The sequence below is a fragment of the Pantoea rodasii genome, assembly GCF_002095465.1.
Lineage (GTDB): Bacteria > Pseudomonadota > Gammaproteobacteria > Enterobacterales > Enterobacteriaceae > Pantoea > Pantoea rodasii.
Genome location: NZ_MLFP01000002.1, coordinates 1 through 18,520, shown reverse-complemented (window position 1 = coordinate 18,520; position 18,520 = coordinate 1). Strand labels below are relative to the sequence as shown.

Sequence of the window (18,520 nt, the reverse complement as noted above, 5' to 3'; positions counted from 1 at the left end):
GTGTTATGCGCCGAGGTTGGCGGGCAGTGGTGCTTTCAGCCACTCTTCCGACAGCTTGTTCAGCGTGCCGTCTTTGATGCCCTGCTCGATCAAACCATTCACTTTGTCTTTTAGCGCCGGCTCATCTTTCTTCAGACCGATGAAGCACGGTGAATCTTTCAGCATGAACTGGGGAACCGGTGCTTTTTCGGCGTTCTGACGAGCAATCGCGGCGACCACGAGGTTACCGGTCGCCACATACTGCACCTGACCAGACAGATAAGCTGACAGCGTGGTGTTGTTATCTTCGTAACGTTTCACCTGCGCATCTTTTGGCGCGATATCGCTCAGCACCATGTCTTCTACCGCGCCGCGCGTGACACCAATCGATTTACCGCTCAGCGCGGCTGCATCTTTCAATGTTTCGCCTTTCGGGCCAAACACGCCAAGGAAGAACGGGGCATAGGCACGACTGAAGTCGATCACTTTCTCGCGCTCCGCATTTTTGCCCATGCTGGAGATCACCAAATCGACCTTATCGGTTTGCAGATACGGTACGCGGTTGGCGCTGGAAACCGGCACCAGCTGCAACTTCAGTTTCATCTGTTTAGCGAGGTACTTCGCCATGTCGATGTCATAACCCTGCGGCTGTAAATCGGTACCCACTGAACCAAACGGCGGAAAATCCTGTGGCACGGCGATGCGCAGCACGCCACGTTTCTGAATGTCTTGCAGCTGATCGGCCATCGCGCTTCCAACCTGTGCCATCAACAATGCTGCGCCTGCGACTGCCAGTAAACTTTTTTCATTATGCACCCCGGTGAGTTTATCGTGAAACAAAAGATTCTTGATGAATCGATTTGCAACTAATGTGCCAACAACGGCGATGGCGTTAACCGTCCGACATCGTGCGCAATGGGCAGGCGGCCTGAGGGCCGCAATCAAGAGATAAGGGGAATAATATGAGGCAAACTTGGTTGCATTGAGCGATCAAAAAAGGTGCAAAGCACCAAAACGGTGCCCGCTATCGGTGTTCCAGCTCATCAAGATGCTGGTAGAGATCGGCAATCTGATGAATGCGCTGGCGACCCTGCGACAACATTTCATGCAAAAGCGCATTAGCCAACAGGTTAATCAAACTCATTGCCGAGGCATAACTATCAAACGCAGAAACGCTGTCGAGCGGCGCGCAGAGCTGCCAGTGCGCCAGCGTAATAATGCCCTGCGCCTGCGGTTCGCACAGCGCCAGCACCGGGATATTACTCTGCTGCAGCTGCTGCATCAGCGGACGGATGATGCGCGGCCGGCGGCGGAAGGCCATCACCACCACAATATCTTCCGGCGTGATGTCCACCAGCTCCTCGCCCAGCGTCTGGCCAGGTTGAGGCAAGACATGCACCTGCGGACGCGCCTGCATCAGCTGCTGCCTGAGGTGCAAGGCCACTGGATAGGCGTTACGCATGCCGATGATAAACACCCGATTTGCCGCCCCCAGCGCCTGAATCACTTCGCCAAACTGCTGGGGATCAATGCTATTCACCCACTGGGTGAGATTGGCCATTTCCTGCTTATAGTGCCGTGATAACAAGGTGTTACCTTGCACCGCATCACGATTATCAGTGAGTGGCATGCCGCTCTGACGCAGCGTCCGCAACTCGTCACGCATGTCCTTGTATTTTTCGTAGCCCAGGCGTTTAAACAGCCGGCTGACTGTGGCCTTCGATACTCCGCTAAGCCGCGCCAGCTCTGCGCTGTTGTAGCTGATCAGGTCATCAAAATGGTCAAACACAAAATCCGCAATACGCTGTTCCTGCGGCGACAATTGTGGATAGTGACTGCGAAGGCGTTCATCAAGCTGTTTCATTATCGGTCCTGTAACTTTCGTTTCATCACAAGCTAGCATAAATCGATCCACATTGATGTCCGACCAAAACTGGAACAGCTCTTGCTTAGATCACTCCACGGATTTGTCGTGTCGCCATTAAGGGCGACCGCTAGCCAGGTGCGCAAAATGCACACCCTACATAAGAATCAATGATGAAGAGTTCACTATGATACAGAGCAACATGGCCCCGCTGGGCATGGCCGTTACCCCACATCATCTCGCCAGTGAAAGTGCCCTGGCGGTACTGCGTGAAGGCGGTAACGCGCTTGAAGCGATGGTTGCAGCCGCAGCGACCATCGCGGTGGTTTATCCGCATATGAACGGTTTAGGTGGCGACGGATTCTGGCTGGTGGTGCCGCCGAAAGGCGATCCGATTGCTATTGATGCCAGCGGCGCAGCCGGCGCTCTGGCGCATCTCGACTTCTACCACGGCGAAAGTCACATTCCTCATCGGGGTCCCAAAGCCGCGCTGACCGTTGCGGGCACCGTCAGTGGCTGGCATGAAGCGCTGACATTGGCCAAAGAGCTGGGCGCCACGCCCTTGCCTGTAACGCGTTTGCTGCGTGATGCCATTCGCTATGCGGCTGATGGCATTCCCGTCACTGCTTCACAAGCCGCCGCGACCGCCGCTAAACAGCATGAATTACAGCATCAGCCAGGCTTTGCCGCCACCTACTTACCCGATGGCACCGTTCCCGCTGCGGGCAGCCGCTTTACCCAGCCCGCGCTCGCCAACACGCTCAGCGTGCTGTGTGAGCAAGGATTAGAGAGTTTTTATCGCGGCGAATTGGCACATCATTTGGCGCGTGAAATGTCCGCGCTGGGCATGCCGATCACGCTGGAGGATTTGCAGAAACAACACGCGCGTCGCTGCACGCCTTTGCATCTGGCACACAGCGAGGGCGATATCTGGAATATGACGCCGCCAACGCAAGGCTGGTGTCGCTGGCTATCCTCGGGATAACCGATCGTCTGAACATGGCGGAGGCCGATGAAGCGCAAACGGTGCACCGCATCGTCGAAGCCACCAAAAAAGCCTTTGCCCTGCGCGACAAACACATCACCGATCCACGCCATATCGATATCGATGTGCAAAACCTGCTGGATGCCGAACACCTTTCAACGCTGGCGGCGCAGATTGATGATCAACAAGCCGCGCCGTGGGGAACCGGCCGTGGACCTGGCGATACCGTGTGGATGGGTGTGATGGACAGCAGCGGGCTGGCCGTTTCCTTTATCCAGAGTATTTATCACGAATTTGGCAGCGGCGTGGTGCTGCCTGGCACTGGCATCACCTGGCAAAATCGGGGAGCGGCGTTCAGCCTGCAGCCGGGCCACCTGCTGGCGCTTGAGCCGGGCAAACAACCGTTCCATACCCTGAATCCGGCGGCTGCGCGGCTGAAAGATGGTCGCACCATGGTGTACGGCTCAATGGGCGGCGACGGTCAGCCGCAAACTCAGGCCGCCATCTTTACCCGTCACGTGATTCAGGGCCAGCCGCTGCAGCAGGCGGTGAGTGCGCCGCGCTGGCTACTGGGACGAACCTGGGGCCAATCCTCGGATTCGCTCAAGCTGGAAGCCCGCATAGCGCCTGAAACGTTAGCGCAATTGCGTCTGCTCGGCCATGAAGTGGAACTCCTGCCTGATTTCAGTGAAGTCGTTGGCCATGCCGGCGCCATTGTCAGACATAACAACGGCATGCTGGAAGGTGCCTTCGATCCACGCAGCAACGGCAGCGCGGCCGGTTTTTAAAGGAGATCAACATGCATTCACAACCGGACTGGGCGGCCTATATCGCTCAAATGGAACAGATCCTGTCACTGGAATTGGACGAAGCGCGTCGCGCTGAATTGCTGGTGCAGTTCAATCGTATCGCCGCCATGGCTGCGCCGCTGATAGCGATGCCACTGGATGACCGGCTGGAAGTGGCAGGAGTGTTTCATCCATGAAACTGGCATCGCTATCCATTAAGTCACTCCACCATGCGCTTAAGCAGGGTGAGATCAGCGCCCGTGATGTGGCGCAGCAAACGCTAAACGCAATCGAACAGCATAACCCAGCGCTGAACGCCTGGACCGAAGTCACCGGCCAGCGCATGTTGCGTGAGGCTGAGCAGGTTGATGTGCAGCGCCAGCGCGGCGATGAGTTGCCGCTGCTGGCGGGTATTCCCTATGCGGTGAAAAACCTGTTTGATGTCGCCGGACACAGCACCTTAGCCGGAGCCAGTTTGTTCAGTGAACGCGCAGCAGCACGCGAGGATGCCTGGGCCGTCAGCAAACTCCGCCAGTCTGGCGCACTGCTCTCCGGTATGCTGAATATGGATGCCTATGCTTACGGCTTCACTACCGAAAATACCCATTACGGCGCCACCCATAATCCGCGGGATCTGACACGGGTAGCGGGCGGTTCTTCTGGTGGTTCGGCGGCGGCGGTTGCTGCCGGATTAGTGCACTTCTCATTGGGCACGGATACTAATGGATCGATCCGCGTGCCGGCTTCGCTATGTGGTATTTTTGGTCTGAAACCGACCTTTGGCCGCTTATCTCGCAGCGGCAGCCATCCTTTTGTCGCCAGTCTCGACCATATTGGTCCCTTCGCCCGTTCCGTAGAAGATTTGAGCCTGGTGTATGATGCGCTGCAAGGCGGTGATAGCGGGGATGCCTTCCAGGCTGCTCAGGCGGTAGAGCCGGTCAGTGAGGGATTAACCAAAGGTGCAGAAGGCATTCGCAGCGCGGTGCTGGGCGGCTTCTTTTCCACATGGTGCAGCGAGGAAGCACGCGCGGCCGTCGCGGTGGTGGCAAAAGCGCTGCATGCCAGCGAGGAAGTTACATTGCCAAATGCCGAAATCGCGCGCTCAGCGGCCTTTATCATGACGGCGGCAGAAGGGGGAAACCATTACCTGCCCGCGTTGCGCAGCATGCCCGAACAGTTTGAGCCGAACTCCCGTGAACGTCTGCTGGCGGGCGCAATGCTGCCTTCTGCGTGGTATGTGCAGGCGCAGCGTTTCCGCCGTCACTTCCAGCAGCAAGTCATGCCACTGTTTGATCAATTCGATGTGCTGATCGCGCCTGCCACCCCCTGCACCGCCACCACCATTGGCCAGGAAACCATTCACATCAACGGCCAGGATTTGCCGACGCGCGCCAGCATGGGCATGCTGACGCAGCCGATTTCTTTCCTTGGCTTACCGGTGTGTACGGTGCCTTTGCAAACTGCCAGCGGATTACCGATTGGCCTGCAGTTGATCGCCGCACCGTTTAAAGAACATTTGGCACTGCGCGCGGCCTGGGCTCTACAGCAGCAAGGGCTGACCCTGCCTCAAACCACCCTGATGGATGCATAATCATGACACCTGAACACATTGATCGTCCGGCCGTGCTTGCTGAGGTCACCGCCGCGTTTTACCGCTACGAAGAAGCGCTGGTGAGCAACAATGTGGATGTACTGGATGAGCTGTTCTGGCATGACGATCGCACCGTGCGTCTGGGCGCGGGCGAGAATCTGTATGGCATTGATGAAATCCGTGCTTTCCGCGCGGCGCGGCCATCAAAAGGATTGGATCGTACTCTGCGTAATACGGTGATCACCACTTTTGGTGATGACTATGCGGTGTGCAGCACCGAGTTCACCCGTGCCGGCGTGGAGAAGATCGGTCGCCAGCAGCAGACATGGATCCGCATGCCGTATGGCTGGCGGATTGTGGCGGCACAGGTGAGTTTGATGAGCTAGCGCGATAAACCGGCGGTCGTCAGTGTGACGTAAATTGTGCGGCTTTGGCCGATACGACAATCAATGTCGTATCGGCCAAAGAGTCGGCAAGGAGTTTTACACGTTGTTAAACGACAGGAGCCGGATGCGTCTCCATCCAGTGATCGGCAATCTGCTGACGCGTGCAAATCCATACATTCTCATGCTGCTGGATATGATCGAGGAAGCGCTGCAGCGCGCGGAATTTGCCGGGTCGACCCAGTAAACGACAGTGCATACCAATCGACATCATCTTCGGTGCCGTGTTGCCCTCTTCATACAGCACATCAAAGGTGTCACGCAGATAAACAAAAAACTGTTCGGCAGTGTTGAACCCTTGCGGCGAAGCAAAGCGCATGTCGTTGCATTCCAGCGTGTAGGGAATCACCAGGTGCGGCTTCACCGTGCCATCCTGACAGGTCACCTGCGTCCAGAACGGTAAATCGTCGCCGTAGTAATCGCTGTCATAACTGAAGCCACCGTTCTCCACCACTAAACGGCGGGTGTTGGGGCTGTCGCGGCCGGTGTACCAGCCGGTCGGCGCTTTGCCAAACAGATCGCGCAGCACATCCACCGCCTGCTGCATATGCTGACGTTCGGTTTTAGCATCCATCGATTGATAATGGATCCAGCGCCAGCCATGACTGACCACGTCATAGTCGGCTGCTTTGATCGCTTCAACAATCTCGGGATGACGCGCCAGCGCCATCGCCACGCCAAACACCGTCAGCGGCAATCCGCGTTTCAGGAATTCGTTGTGGATGCGCCAGAAACCGGCGCGTGAACCGTACTCATACAGCGAGTCCATCGACATGTGGCGATCGGCATAGCTGGCTGCGCCGATGATGTCAGACAGGAATTGCTCCGAACCGGCGTCGCCATGCAGCACGTTGTTTTCCGCGCCCTCTTCGTAGTTGAGGACAAACTGCACCGCCACTTTGGCTTTGCCCGGCCACTGCGCGTGCGGCGGATTGTTCGCATAGCCAATCAGATCACGCGGATAGTTTTTGTTGAAGCTGTACTCTTTCTTTTCAGATACATCGCTCATTCTGTAAATTCCTTAGTCAGTCCTCAACCAGCCCTTAGTTTAGGTGCTGAAATGCGCCGCTGAGCGGTTTTTGAATCGGATAATCTAAATCGCCGTGTTTACTGGTGCCAAAGCCCAGCGCCACCAGCGACTCCACCATTTTCACCGCGGCGCTGACGCCATCAATCACCGGTAAACCCAGCTCTTTGGTCAGTTCCTGCGCCAGCGAGGCCATGCCGCCACAACCCAGCACAATTGCGCCGCTGCCATCTTCGCGCTTAGCCTGAATACAACGCTGGCGTACTTTTTCCTGCGCGACACCGCTGCCATCTTCCAACGCCAACACCGGCAAATCGATAGCGTGCAGTGCCGCACAATGATGGGTAAAGCCATATTGCTGCAGCAGATGGCGGGCGATCACTAACGTGCGCGGCAAGGTGGTGACAATCGAAAAGCGCGTCGCCACCAACGTCGCCGTGTGCATCGCGGCTTCTGCAATACCAATCACTGGACCGCTCGCCAGTTCACGTGCCGCCAGCAAACCCGGATCGCCGAAGCAGGCAATAATGTGGCCGCTCACCCCTTGTGCTTTGCCGAGCCTGACCTGCTCCAGCACGCCCATCGCCGCAATCGCTTCATCGAAATGCCCTTCAATCGACGGCACGCCCTCATCTGGACACACCGCCAGGATTTCTGTGCCCGGCGCCGCCACCGCACGGGCCGCCGCGCCGATGGTTTCGGTCATCGCCTGGCTGGTATTGGGGTTGATCACCTGAATCAGGCTCATGATGCGGCTCCATTGTGACCGGAAAATAACCGGGAGAAATCGGGCAGCGTTTCGCCGCTGCGCTCAAAATGCAGGCTGGCCACGATATGTTCGAAGTGATGCTGTAAGGCTGCGGTGAGCGCAGGCAGATCTTTCTGTCGTAACAGATCCACCAGCCGATCGTGATGATCGCAACGGCAGCCGCGCTGCCACGGCGCGCCATACGCGGCAATCACTAATGATGAGCGTTGGGTTAAGCGCGTCACCATATCGGTGAGTACCTGATTGCCGGAAATCGCCTGCAGCTGAATATGGAAGGCGGCCGAGAGCCGGATCGCCGCTGCGCCGTCGTGCTGTTCGTGAGCCTGCTGCTCTTCCTCAATTAAGGTACTCAGTGCAGCAAGGTGCGGTGGCTGAACATGAGTGAGTACCGCCGGCAAATTGGCGCACTCGAGTAAGCTGCGCGTGGCAAAGATATCGCGCGCCTCATCAACGCCCGGCGTGGCCACCTGTGCACCACGCCTGGGCGACAAGGTGATCATTTGCACCGCGGCGAGGCGCTGTAACACCTTGCGAATGCCGGTGCGGCTGACACCAAACACCTCTGACAACGCCTCTTCCGGCAATTTGCTGCCCGGTGGCAACTGATGTTCCACAATGGCGTTTAGCAACGCCTGATAGATCGGTTCGTCGCGATCATTCAGATCGGCAGCCGTTTTCTGGCTTGTTTCGCTCTTCATTACCTGCTCCGGCAAATGGCTGTGCATGGCACATCGTATACGTGAAATTAATTTTTTGTATACAATAAATCAATTCTGGCCTGGATCCTGCAATACCGTTTCACGCTGTGATTATTTTTCCCATGATGTTAGAGGAGCAGGTTTCATGCCAAATCATTCTGAAGTGACCTCCGGGGTGGCCTCTGGAGCCAACGCCCACTACAGTCCGCGCCTGTGTAATGAAGATCTGGCGCCGACGCGCGACCAGAATTGGTCGTGGTATAACATTTTCTCTTTCTGGATGTCGGATGTGCACAGCATGGGCGGCTATGTGGTTGCCGCCAGCTTCTTTACGCTGGGACTGGCGAGCTGGCAGGTGCTGTTGTGCCTGCTGGTGGGGATCTGCATCGTGCAGCTGTGTGCCAACCTCGTCGCCAAACCCAGCCAGATGGCAGGCGTGCCTTATGCGGTGATTTCACGTCAGGCATTTGGCGTATTTGGTGCCAATATCCCGGCGGTGATCCGTGGATTGATCGCCTTTGCCTGGTACGGCATTCAAACCTATTTAGCGGCTAACGCGTTGATGCTGGTGCTGCTGAAATTCTTCCCTTCACTGAGCGGCATGACACAGAGCAGCTGGCTGGGGTTATCTCAACTCGGCTGGTGCTGCTTCGGCGTGATGTGGTTCCTGCAGGCGATGGTGTTCTGGCACGGCATGAGCGCGATTAAACGCTTTATCGATGTGGCGGGTCCGGCGGTGTACGTGGTGATGGTAGCGTTAGCCGGTTGGATTGTATACAAAACCGGTTTTGATGGTATCTCCTTCACCTTAGCCAGCAAACAGCTGAGCACCGGCGAGCAAACCTGGCAGATGATCACCGCCACCGCATTAGTGGTGTCGTATTTCTCCGGTCCGCTGCTGAACTTCGGTGACTTCTCCCGCTACGGTAAGAGCATGGGGGAGATCCGCCGAGGTAACCGTTGGGGCCTGCCGTTTAACTTCCTGTTGTTCTCCATCGTCACCGTGGTGATCGTCTCTGGTACACAATCGCTGTTCGGCCGCATGATTACCGATCCGATTGAGACGGTGAGCATGGTCGGCAACGATGTGGCGGTAGCGATTGGTCTGCTGACCATGATCATCGCCACTATCGGTATTAACATCGTAGCGAACTTTGTCTCTCCCGCTTTTGACTTCTCTAACTGCTCGCCGCAGAAGATCAGCTTCCGCACTGGCGGCATGATTGCTGCGGTAGGTTCCGTGCTGCTGACGCCGTGGAATCTGTTCCAGTCACCAGAATTGATTCATTACACGCTGGATGTGTTAGGTGCCTTTATTGGCCCACTGTTTGGCATACTGGTGGCCGACTTCTATCTGATTAAACGCAGCAAAGTCTATGTTGACGACCTGTTTGATGACACCCCGAAAGGACGCTATTGGTATCGCGGCGGCTTCAACCCGAAAGCCATCGCAGCACTGCTGCCTTCTGTTGCGATTGGTTTGGTGATCAGCTTTATCCCCTCACTGCATGCGGTTGCCAACTTTAGCTGGTTTATTGGTGTGGCATTAGGTGCAGGCTGTTATCGCTGGCTGGCGCGCGGCGACCGTGAAGTCTCGGTGACCACCTATCGCCCGGAAGTGGCGGTGCAAAAGGATTAAGCTGTTTGTCAGGCTGGCAATGATGCCAGCCTGGAAAAGCAAAAAGCCGATGCATTTCTGCATCGGCTTCTTTAATGATTGGCGGAACGGACGGGGCTCGAACCCGCGACCCCCTGCGTGACAGGCAGGTATTCTAACCAACTGAACTACCGCTCCGCGCTTTGTTCCCCGTCGAGAACGAGGCGAATATTAATGGCAGCCTCATTAGCCGTCAATGCTTTTTCTGTGGGAATGAATCATTTGCCGATTTTTTCAGCTTAACGTTGCTTTTCCACGCAAAATCAGACGATTCAGGCGCGCCACAGGCAGCTTCCGCCCTTCTTCAGCACTAAATCCAGACGACTTTCATGAGCGATGATCTCTTCATCACTGGCATTCACCACCCGTAACCCCGAACTCGGACGCACGATACGCTGAATGTTATCTCCCGCGCTCTGGCTGTTTTGATCGCCATCCGCAGAGAAGGCCAGCAGTGTTTGGCCGCCCGTCATCATCAGGAACACTTCCGCCAGAATCTCAGCATCGAGCAATGCGCCGTGCAGCGTACGTTTGCTGTTATCGATTTCGTAGCGATTACAGAGTGCATCAAGGCTGTTGCGCTTGCCTGGGTACATCTTACGCGCCATCGCCAGGCTATCCGTTACCTGACAGAAGGTGTCCGTTTTACCAATGCCGCGCTTCAGCATGCCGAACTCATAATCCATAAAGCCGATATCGAACGAGGCGTTATGGATCACTAACTCTGCGCCGCGGATGTAATCAAGGAATTCGTCGGCGATATCAGCAAACAGCGGTTTGTCGGCAAGAAACTCATCGGCAATACCATGGACACCAAAGGCTTCCGGATCCACCAGCCGATCCGGCTTGAGGTACATGTGGAAGTTGTTGCCGGTCAGGCGACGGTTAATCACCTCAACCGCACCGATTTCAATGATGCGATGTCCTTCATAGTGCACACCGATCATGTTCATGCCGGTGGTTTCGGTATCGAGGACGATCTGGCGGTTATTTGCAGTGCTCATAGGACTCGTTTTATGTCAGACTTGGCGTTTTGTCAGAAGGAAGTCTACCAGAGATGCGCAAACAGGTAGAAATATTCACCGATGGATCCTGCCTGGGTAATCCCGGCCCCGGCGGCTATGGCGCCATTTTACGCTATGGCTCGCACGAAAAAGAGTTCAGTACCGGTTATCGACTCACCACCAACAACCGCATGGAAATGATGGCGGCGATTGTGGCACTGGAGGCGTTAACGCAGCCCTGCGAAGTGGTGCTCAGCACCGATAGCCAGTATGTGCGCCAGGGCATCACCAGTTGGATCCACAACTGGAAAAAGCGCGGCTGGAAAACCGCTGATAAAAAGCCGGTAAAAAATGTCGATCTGTGGAAGCGGCTCGACCTGGCCCTGAGCAACCATGAAATTAAATGGGAATGGGTTAAAGGTCACGCCGGTCACCCAGAAAACGAACGCTGCGACGAATTGGCGCGCAGTGCCGCCGGTAATCCGTCGCAGGATGATATCGGCTATCAGGCCGAATCCTGATCCTTCACTTCACGGAACTGGCGGGTCGCGTTCACCGTTTGCCGGACCTGTGCTTTGTTCATGCTCTTCTTCGCTTTGGTGGGCGTTAACGGGAATGTCCGTTTACGTGCCACCACAATGTTCAGGCATCCCAGCGCCGGCAAGTGCGCACTAATGACCTTACCGCCCTGCCGATGCCATGGCACCACCTGAAAACGGGTGCGATAGACGACCTCGTAATTCAACAGGCTTAGCCAGTCGAGCAAACGTACCTGACTGAACATACGCCCACTCCATGGCGCGCGCGCATGCAACCCCGGAATCCCCTTGCTTATCCCAAGCAGGCTGAACGGGTTGAAACCGCTGATAATCATCCAGCCGTCGTCAATTAAGACCCGATCGACCTCGCGCAATACGCCATGCGGATCCTGACTCCACGCCAGCGTATGCGCCATTAAACAGGCATCAATCGATTTCGCTTCAAAGGGCAACTGCGTGGTACTGGCGATCACCTGCAGGTCATCGCCCTCAATGCCCACATTCACCTGGTGTGATATGGCACACTGACGGGTATTGATTTCTGCGCTGAGGCTGCCAAGTTTAAGCATATGAAAGCCATAAAGCTTTCCAAGGTAAGGCTGCAACTGCTGTGTGAGTGCATCGCGAAAATAGTCTCCCATGGGCATGTCGCGCCAGGAGCGCGGCGCAGACAGAATTCGGCGTGTTTTAGCTGGCTTCATGCTCTACCATCATCCTTTTTCTACGACCTGAGAGGTGTTTATGAATCTTACCAGTATTCCCGCATTGCAGGATAACTACATCTGGACACTAACAGACGATGACAAAAACTGCCTGATTGTCGATCCCGGCGAAGCGCAACCGGTACTGGATAAAATCAGAGCTAATCACTGGCAACCAGTGGCCATTCTGCTTACCCACCATCATCACGATCATGTCGGCGGTGTCGCAGAACTGTTGCAGCACTATCCTGATTTAGCGGTTTACGGGCCAGAAGAAACCGCAGATAAGGGTGCAAAACATATCGTTGCTGAGAATGACGAATTTACGCTGCTTGGGCTAAATTTCCGTGTCATCGCAACACCCGGACACACTTTAGGACATATCTCATATTTCAGTTCACCTTATCTTTTTGTGGTGACACGATGTTTTCAGGTGGTTGCGGACGGTTATTTGAAGGCACGGCTGAGCAGATGTTTGAGTCATTTCAGAAGCTTAACCAACTCCCTGCGGACACTCTGGTTTGTTGCGCTCATGAGTACACTTTATCCAATATGAAGTTTGCTGCGGCTATTCTGCCCCATGACCCTAAAATTTTGGCAAGGTATCAGCAAATTAAGGACTTACGTGCAGAAAATCGCATTACTTTGCCAACAAAACTGGCTCTGGAGCGGGAAATAAATTTATTTCTCCGTACGCAAGATGCTGATTTACAAAAGGCTTTAGGGACTAATGTGGCATCGTCTCCGTTATGGCAAACATTTGCCGATCTACGCGAGAAGAAAGACCGTTATTGATATTTCTGGTTGTGTTGTGTGTACCCCTAACGTATAGTTGCTCGTCTTTTAAGCGAACTATTGACACACACATGAAGGCTAAAGCGATCTTACTCGCCTCAGTCTTGCTGGTAGGATGTCAGGCATCAAGGAATGACGCCAATATCCCCATACAGCATGCACAGAGCCTGTCTTCAGCTGGTCAAGGTGAAAATGGAAAGTACGGAGATCAATTATTATCGCAGCGATGGCAGGATGATGGAACAAGCCTCGCAGAAGATACCGATCTCTGGAATCACATTAGTGACGAGTTGAAGATGGGGATTCCGGAAAACCCCCGGATCCGCGAACAAAAAACAAAGTTTTTAAGAAATAAGAGCTATCTCCACGATGTAACATTACGGGCAGAGCCGTACATGTACTGGATTGTCGAGCAGATACAGAAACGTAAAATGCCGATGGAACTGGTACTGCTACCCATAGTGGAGAGCGCTTTTGACCCACATGCAACATCTTCTGCGAATGCCGCTGGCATCTGGCAGATTGTTGCACAAACGGGCAAAAACTATGGTTTGAAACAGAACCAATGGTACGACGGACGCCGCGATGTGGTGGCCTCGACCAAAGTTGCGCTGGATATGATGCAGCGTCTGAACGGTATGTTTGACGGTGACTGGTTGTTAACAGTGGCTGCTTATAACAGCGGTGAAGGACGTGTGTTGAAAGCGATGAAACAGAATAAGGCGCGCGGCAAGCCGACTGACTTCTGGCATTTATCGTTACCCCGCGAAACTACGGTCTATGTACCTAAAATGTTGGCCTTGAGTGAAATCCTCAAGAACAACAAGCAGTACGGTATCAAGTTGCCGACCCCTAACGAAAGCCGTGCTCTGGCACGTGTGGAAGTGGGACAGCAAATTGAACTGACGCAGGCCGCTGATATGGCCGGCATGTCGCTCAACAAGTTGAAGAGCTTCAATGCGGGTTATAAAAACGGTACCACTGCGCCAAACGGACCGCACTATATTATGGTGCCTAAGTCCAACGTTGCTAAGCTGCGCAATTCACTGGCATCCGGTGATATTGCTTCCGTGCAGCCTACCGAAATGGCGAAAGTCAGTGCGGCAGGAAATAACTACACGGTACGCAAAGGCGACACCTTGTCGGCAATTGCTAACAAGCTTGGCGTCAGCGTCAGTGCACTGAAACAGCAGAACAATCTGCGCAGCGCTTCAGTCCGTATCGGTCAGACCTTGACCGTGGGCGGCAAAGCAACGCAGTTGGCTGATAACGGCAACAGCATCACCTACCGTGTACGTAAGGGTGATTCTTTTGCCAGTATTGCAAAACGTCATGGTGTGAACACCAAAGATGTTATGCGCTGGAACAGTGACGCTAAAGACATTCAGCCGGGCGACAAGCTCACGCTGTTTGTTAAGAATAGCGCAACACCTGATACCTAATGCGTCGAAAAGGCTGACTTTTGTCAGCCTTTTTCATTTTCTAAACTCAACCCGCCCACTTACCCGTCTCTTTCAGCCGATTCTTTGTTCAATCGCCATTTGGCGTGACGCCCTTATCGCCCGGTGTGATAAGTGGAATTGAATTCAACCAGCAGTGGATTGTGGTCGGAGGCTCGCGTCACCAGTACAGAAGCTTCGCTGACTTTCATATCACGGTAAAAGACGAAGTCTAATGGGCGACCAAATGCTTTACGGCGATGGTCATCAGTGAAGTTCACCTCATGCAACGTCATATCTTCAGCAAAGCGATACAACGCGTTCATACGCTGACGACTCCAGGCATTGAAATCGCCGGCCATGATCACTGGTCCACGATGATGCTGAATCTGTTCGCCAATCGGCCCCAGTTGCTTACTGTAGACATCGACGCCGAGGCTGAAATTGACTGCGTGGATGTTGACCACCATCAGCATTTCGCCGGTCGGCAGGGGATAAGCAGTTACCAGCGCAGATTTTGCCAGGCGTAATAAAGGTTCGCGCTCACGCAACGGACAGCAATACACAGGATGCGCAGAAGCCAGCGTCATCACGCCGGAAGGATGTTGGGGTAAGACGAAGGCAGGCACCTGATCGGCCGCCAGATAGTTACTGGTGGCGAATTTGACCAACTCAGGCGTGGTTTGCGCTTCCTGCAGTAAAACCAGGTGAGCATCTTTGCCGAAACCCTGCAGCACGGACATCCAATCCGCACGCTGCTGCTTGAAGATGTTCCAGACTAAAACCCGCAATGTAGGATCCGCAGGTAATGGTGCACCGGGCGGCAGCGCTTGCCCCAGATGCAACATCGCCCCAGGCGGAAATATCCGCTCTGCAGGCTGACCCGCTGTGTAACGCATTGCATATGTTTTCTTTCGCACTTTCCCGCCTGGCTGATTTACGACTACAACTTCACCTGACAGTTATAGGGATTTTAAGGCTGGGTTTCAATTGGTGTTGTTAATTGTCGGAATGAGTTTCACAGCATATTACGTCAACAACCCGCCTGGTAGCGGGCTGGAGATATCATTATTCCGTGGCGAAAACAGTGCGGGGTTTATCGAGCTGGCCACTCAGTCGTACCAGTATTAGCGCGATAAAAACGATGACAGCACCGACCCAAGGAGTTTGCGCCAAACCGTAGTGTTCGACAATGTGACCGCCAACTAATGAACCCAGCGCAATGCCGATGTTAAACGCCGCAATGTTCAGTCCTGATGCCACATCAACTGCACCGGGTGCATAATACTCAGCCTTTTGCACCACGTAAACCTGCAGACCCGGTACGTTTGCAAAGGCAAAAATCCCCATCACTAACACCGTCGCTAGTGCCATAAAGTGCATGCTTGCGGTGAACTGGAACACCAACAGCAGCACCGCCAGTGCGCTAAAGATCAGGGTTAACGCGGGCACTGCGCCACGACGATCGGCCAACTTTCCGCCCCAGATATTACCGATGGCTACGGAGATACCGTATCCCAACAGAATGACACTCACCGCCGTCGGGGAAAACCCGGCTAATGACTGCATCATCGGCGCCAGGAAAGTGAAGGCGGTAAACACGCCGCCGTAGCCCAGTGCGGTGATAGCGTAAATTAATAGCAGACGCGGGTTTACCATAACGCGCGCTTGCTGAGCCAATGTGGTAACAGGTGGCTGCGCTATATTACGCGGTATTAGCACCATGCTGCTGATCAAGGCAATGACACCCAGTAATGAAACTGCGAGAAAACTTTCACGCCATCCAAAGTGCTGGCCAATCAGTGTCCCCAAGGGTACACCGGTTACCAGCGCCACAGTCAGGCCTCCAAACATGATGGCGATGGCGCTTGCTGCCTTCTCTTTGCTGACCAGACTGGTCGCAATGGTCGTACCGACCGAGAAGAAAACGCCGTGTGCCAATCCCGTCAGCAATCGAGCAATCACCAGCGTCTCATAGTTCGGTGCCCACCACGCGACTAAGTTGCCCACTGTAAAGAGCGCCATCAGCCCCATCAGCAGTGGCTTGCGCGGCACTTTGCCGGTTAAAGCAGTCAGCACTGGCGCACCCACGGCGACACCAAGAGCATAAATGGAGACCAACATACCTGCGGAAGGCAGCGTAATGTTGAGTTGTTCCGCAATCGTCGGAATCAGACCTACGATAACGAATTCGGTGGTTCCGATAGCAAAGGCGCTAATAGTCAGCGCCCAGAGGGCAAGTGGCATGATTGACTCCCATGAATGTTTTGATGGGCGTCATTATCGACTCATGCTTTAATGACAAAAAGATGCAAAGTGAGAATAGACTTTTGCTTTGGAGAGCATAATGAAAGCCTCGTCAGATGAGCTAAAAGTATTTATCGCTGTGGTCGAAAGTGGAAGTTTTAGCCGTGCGGCTGAACAACTGCAGATGGCAAATTCAGCGGTGAGTCGCACCGTTAAAAAACTTGAGAACAAACTTGGCGTCGCATTACTCACGCGCACCACCCGTCAATTGGCGCTGACGCATGAAGGGGAGCACTACTTCAGACGTGTGCAAAAGTTGATGCAAGAGATGTCTACCGCAGAGAATGAATTAACCGAACGTCAACTGGCACCGCAGGGTGAGCTGCGTATTGATGCCGCTACGCCGGTGATCCTGCATTTGATCCTACCGATGATAAAACCCTTCCGCGAGCGCTATCCGAACGTCACGCTATCGCTGATTTCATCTGAAAGCTTCATTAATCTGATTGAGCGTAAAGTTGATGTGGCGATTCGCGCGGGCAATCTGACTGATTCCACCCTACGCGCGCGTTTACTGTTTATCAGTTACCGTAAGTTGGTCGCCACACCCGCCTATCTGGCAAAACACGGCGTCCCCCTTTCGACCGCTGATTTAAGCACGCATGAATGTCTGGGTTTTGTTGATCCTTCGCGTTTAAATCGCTGGCCGGTATCGGATAATGGCCGCGATCTCTATGACATCAAACCGGGTATGTCCTCGAATAGCGGCGAAACCATCAAGCAGCTCTGTCTGGACGATCAGGCATAGCCTGTTTATCGGATTACATGGTAGACAGTGAAATTGATGAAGGGACATTTATTGAGGTGTTGGCGCAACAGCGAGTATCAGTTGAAATGCCGTTCAATGCGGTGTACTACAGCGACCTTGGTGTGAGCCAGCGCGCACGCGCCTTTATCGACTTTCTCAGTGAATGGGTGAAACATCAGCCCTGGCGCATCCAAGGCTGATGTTGCTAAGTTTTAATCCCAATCCGGCGCTAAACCTTCAGGGCTGACCAGCCGCTGCTGACGATCCAACTCCTTGATCTTCTCCATGTCTTTAGCATCCAGAACCAGGTCGATAGCATCCATATTGCTGCTCAGGTTTTCCCGTTTGGTTGACGATGGAATCACCGCATAGCCAGATTGCATCGCCCAGGCCAGAATGATCTGTGCCGGTGTAGCCTGATACTTGTGTGCAATGGCTTTAATTGTCGTGTCTTGCAATGCTTGCCCGTAAGCCAGAGTCATATATGAAGTGATAGGTATCCCCTGCTGCCTGGCAAACTCGACAACTTGATGGTTTTGCAGGAAGGGATGCAGTTCAATCTGGTTTGTTGCAATGTTCTCGGCACCAACCGCCTCAATCGCCTCTTTCATCAGTGCAATCGGAAAGTTTGAGATGCCAATTTTGCGTGTCAGACCGGCTTCTTTTGCCGCCATTAAAGCCTGCATGCTCTCTTTGACCGAAACAATTGCACCTGGTGAAGGCCAGTGGATCAGCGTGAGATCGACGTGATCCGTGCGTAATTTTGTCAGGCTTTCTTTAAGACTGGGGATCAGTTTTTCAGCAGACAGATTTTCAATCCAAATCTTGGTAGTTATGAAAAGCTCTGTGCGAGATACGTCACTTTCAGCAATTGCCTGACCGACAGCCGCTTCGTTTTCATAAATTTGGGCGGTATCAATTGCGCGATAGCCGAGTTCAAGGGCTGTTTTGACGGAGTGAATAACAACATCGTCTTGTAAACGGAAGGTACCTAAACCAAAGGCGGGAATGGCCATAATGTCCTCATCATAGTGTTAGTGGTGGTGATGAGGAGCATTGTGGCAGCTTTATTGTTGCTGAAAAATCCGCTTATAAGCATAAGAATATTGCGATTTAATCAACAATAGCGTCTGGATTTTGCACATGAAAAAGCCCTGACTTATTAAGTCAGGGCTATTCAATTAAG

16 protein-coding genes, 1 tRNA gene and 3 pseudogenes are annotated in these 18,520 nt (G+C 53.8%); 9 read left to right on the top strand and 11 right to left on the bottom strand.

Annotation, left to right across the window (positions count from 1 at the left end):
- Window positions 1-3 precede the first annotated feature (3 nt).
- Together HA45_RS02445 and hpxU are read right to left on the bottom strand one after the other, a co-directional pair.
- The gene (locus HA45_RS02445; RefSeq protein WP_128598875.1) at window positions 4-747 is read right to left on the bottom strand and encodes a transporter substrate-binding domain-containing protein; all 744 of its coding nucleotides are present in this window, start codon (window positions 745-747) and stop codon (window positions 4-6) included.
- A 256-nt stretch (window positions 748-1,003) separates the two neighbouring features.
- Window positions 1,004-1,843: a MurR/RpiR family transcriptional regulator HpxU gene (gene hpxU / locus HA45_RS02440; protein WP_100702162.1), complete on the bottom strand. Its 840-nt coding sequence runs from the start codon at window positions 1,841-1,843 to the stop codon at window positions 1,004-1,006.
- A gap of 187 nt (window positions 1,844-2,030) precedes the next feature.
- On the opposite strand from hpxU, the pseudogene HA45_RS02435 reads away from it, so the two are divergent.
- The 4 genes and pseudogenes from HA45_RS02435 to hpxZ all read left to right on the top strand — a co-directional run bounded on the left by HA45_RS02435 (window position 2,031) and on the right by hpxZ (window position 5,593).
- Window positions 2,031-3,616, top strand: a pseudogene (locus tag HA45_RS02435) (gamma-glutamyltransferase family protein).
- An 11-nt stretch (window positions 3,617-3,627) separates the two neighbouring features.
- Window positions 3,628-3,813, top strand: coding sequence for an oxalurate catabolism protein HpxX (gene hpxX / locus HA45_RS02430; RefSeq protein WP_100702160.1), 186 nt, complete (start codon window positions 3,628-3,630; stop codon window positions 3,811-3,813).
- Window positions 3,810-5,207 carry an AtzE family amidohydrolase gene (locus HA45_RS02425; RefSeq protein ID WP_100702159.1) on the top strand — a complete coding sequence of 466 codons (1,398 nt, stop codon included), beginning with the start codon at window positions 3,810-3,812 and terminating at the stop codon, window positions 5,205-5,207. Before hpxX ends, HA45_RS02425 begins: the two co-directional genes overlap by 4 nt.
- A gap of 2 nt (window positions 5,208-5,209) precedes the next feature.
- Complete coding sequence (gene hpxZ, locus HA45_RS02420) at window positions 5,210-5,593, top strand: oxalurate catabolism protein HpxZ (protein WP_100702158.1); 384 nt, start codon at window positions 5,210-5,212, stop codon at window positions 5,591-5,593.
- 106 nt (window positions 5,594-5,699) lie between these two features.
- Here hpxZ and puuE read toward each other — a convergent pair whose 3' ends face one another.
- The 3 genes from puuE to HA45_RS02405 are packed head-to-tail and all read right to left on the bottom strand — an operon-like array spanning window position 5,700 to window position 8,144.
- Window positions 5,700-6,659 carry an allantoinase PuuE gene (gene puuE / locus HA45_RS02415; protein WP_100702157.1) on the bottom strand — a complete coding sequence of 320 codons (960 nt, stop codon included), beginning with the start codon at window positions 6,657-6,659 and terminating at the stop codon, window positions 5,700-5,702.
- Window positions 6,660-6,693: 34 nt separating this feature from the next.
- The gene (hpxA, locus tag HA45_RS02410; RefSeq protein WP_100702156.1) at window positions 6,694-7,425 is read right to left on the bottom strand and encodes an allantoin racemase; all 732 of its coding nucleotides are present in this window, start codon (window positions 7,423-7,425) and stop codon (window positions 6,694-6,696) included.
- Window positions 7,422-8,144: a GntR family transcriptional regulator gene (locus HA45_RS02405; protein ID WP_100702155.1), complete on the bottom strand. Its 723-nt coding sequence runs from the start codon at window positions 8,142-8,144 to the stop codon at window positions 7,422-7,424. Before HA45_RS02405 ends, hpxA begins: the two co-directional genes overlap by 4 nt.
- 145 nt (window positions 8,145-8,289) lie before the next feature.
- Here HA45_RS02405 and HA45_RS02400 point away from each other — a divergent pair, with 145 nt between their 5' ends.
- Window positions 8,290-9,783 carry an NCS1 family nucleobase:cation symporter-1 gene (locus HA45_RS02400; protein WP_100702154.1) on the top strand — a complete coding sequence of 498 codons (1,494 nt, stop codon included), beginning with the start codon at window positions 8,290-8,292 and terminating at the stop codon, window positions 9,781-9,783.
- Between the two features lie 79 nt (window positions 9,784-9,862).
- Here the strand turns inward: HA45_RS02400 and HA45_RS02395 are convergent.
- Window positions 9,863-9,939, bottom strand: a tRNA-Asp gene (locus HA45_RS02395).
- 134 nt (window positions 9,940-10,073) lie between these two features.
- Window positions 10,074-10,805 (bottom strand): DNA polymerase III subunit epsilon, encoded by a 732-nt coding sequence (gene dnaQ / locus HA45_RS02390; protein WP_100702153.1) that lies wholly within the window; start codon window positions 10,803-10,805, stop codon window positions 10,074-10,076.
- A gap of 53 nt (window positions 10,806-10,858) precedes the next feature.
- Here dnaQ and rnhA point away from each other — a divergent pair, with 53 nt between their 5' ends.
- Window positions 10,859-11,326 carry a ribonuclease HI gene (rnhA, locus tag HA45_RS02385; RefSeq protein ID WP_100702152.1) on the top strand — a complete coding sequence of 156 codons (468 nt, stop codon included), beginning with the start codon at window positions 10,859-10,861 and terminating at the stop codon, window positions 11,324-11,326.
- Here the strand turns inward: rnhA and HA45_RS02380 are convergent.
- Entirely contained in the window at window positions 11,311-12,045 is a 735-nt protein-coding gene (locus HA45_RS02380; protein WP_100702151.1) for a methyltransferase domain-containing protein, read from the bottom strand. The genes rnhA and HA45_RS02380 overlap by 16 nt on opposite strands.
- A gap of 40 nt (window positions 12,046-12,085) precedes the next feature.
- Here HA45_RS02380 and gloB point away from each other — a divergent pair.
- A pseudogene (gloB, locus tag HA45_RS02375) lies at window positions 12,086-12,840 on the top strand (hydroxyacylglutathione hydrolase).
- A gap of 71 nt (window positions 12,841-12,911) precedes the next feature.
- Entirely contained in the window at window positions 12,912-14,282 is a 1,371-nt protein-coding gene (gene mltD, locus HA45_RS02370) for a murein transglycosylase D (RefSeq protein WP_100702149.1), read from the top strand.
- Between the two features lie 113 nt (window positions 14,283-14,395).
- Here the strand turns inward: mltD and HA45_RS02365 are convergent, their stop codons facing one another.
- Window positions 14,396-15,199, bottom strand: a complete 804-nt coding sequence (locus HA45_RS02365) for an endonuclease/exonuclease/phosphatase family protein (protein WP_100702148.1) — start codon at window positions 15,197-15,199, stop codon at window positions 14,396-14,398.
- Between the two features lie 148 nt (window positions 15,200-15,347).
- A complete protein-coding gene (locus HA45_RS02360) occupies window positions 15,348-16,526 on the bottom strand; it encodes an MFS transporter (protein ID WP_100702147.1) in 1,179 nt (392 codons plus the stop codon).
- Window positions 16,527-16,626: 100 nt separating this feature from the next.
- On the opposite strand from HA45_RS02360, the pseudogene yafC reads away from it, so the two are divergent.
- A pseudogene (gene yafC, locus HA45_RS02355) lies at window positions 16,627-17,534 on the top strand (DNA-binding transcriptional regulator YafC).
- Window positions 17,535-17,546: 12 nt separating this feature from the next.
- Here the strand turns inward: yafC and dkgB are convergent.
- Window positions 17,547-18,350, bottom strand: coding sequence for a 2,5-didehydrogluconate reductase DkgB (dkgB, locus tag HA45_RS02350; protein ID WP_100702145.1), 804 nt, complete (start codon window positions 18,348-18,350; stop codon window positions 17,547-17,549).
- Window positions 18,351-18,520 lie beyond the last annotated feature (170 nt).

Bases quoted from the DNA above. Each gene is read 5' to 3' on its own strand.
- HA45_RS02445 (WP_128598875.1), bottom strand. From the start codon at position 747: ATGGCACAGGTTGGAAGCGCGATGGCCGATCAGCTGCAAGACATTCAG.
- hpxU (WP_100702162.1), bottom strand. From the start codon at position 1,843: ATGAAACAGCTTGATGAACGCCTTCGCAGTCACTATCCACAATTGTCG.
- hpxX (WP_100702160.1), top strand. From the start codon at position 3,628: ATGCATTCACAACCGGACTGGGCGGCCTATATCGCTCAAATGGAACAG.
- HA45_RS02425 (WP_100702159.1), top strand. From the start codon at position 3,810: ATGAAACTGGCATCGCTATCCATTAAGTCACTCCACCATGCGCTTAAG.
- hpxZ (WP_100702158.1), top strand. From the start codon at position 5,210: ATGACACCTGAACACATTGATCGTCCGGCCGTGCTTGCTGAGGTCACC.
- puuE (WP_100702157.1), bottom strand. From the start codon at position 6,659: ATGAGCGATGTATCTGAAAAGAAAGAGTACAGCTTCAACAAAAACTAT.
- hpxA (WP_100702156.1), bottom strand. From the start codon at position 7,425: ATGAGCCTGATTCAGGTGATCAACCCCAATACCAGCCAGGCGATGACC.
- HA45_RS02405 (WP_100702155.1), bottom strand. From the start codon at position 8,144: ATGAAGAGCGAAACAAGCCAGAAAACGGCTGCCGATCTGAATGATCGC.
- HA45_RS02400 (WP_100702154.1), top strand. From the start codon at position 8,290: ATGCCAAATCATTCTGAAGTGACCTCCGGGGTGGCCTCTGGAGCCAAC.
- dnaQ (WP_100702153.1), bottom strand. From the start codon at position 10,805: ATGAGCACTGCAAATAACCGCCAGATCGTCCTCGATACCGAAACCACC.
- rnhA (WP_100702152.1), top strand. From the start codon at position 10,859: ATGCGCAAACAGGTAGAAATATTCACCGATGGATCCTGCCTGGGTAAT.
- HA45_RS02380 (WP_100702151.1), bottom strand. From the start codon at position 12,045: ATGAAGCCAGCTAAAACACGCCGAATTCTGTCTGCGCCGCGCTCCTGG.
- mltD (WP_100702149.1), top strand. From the start codon at position 12,912: ATGAAGGCTAAAGCGATCTTACTCGCCTCAGTCTTGCTGGTAGGATGT.
- HA45_RS02360 (WP_100702147.1), bottom strand. From the start codon at position 16,526: ATGCCACTTGCCCTCTGGGCGCTGACTATTAGCGCCTTTGCTATCGGA.
- dkgB (WP_100702145.1), bottom strand. From the start codon at position 18,350: ATGGCCATTCCCGCCTTTGGTTTAGGTACCTTCCGTTTACAAGACGAT.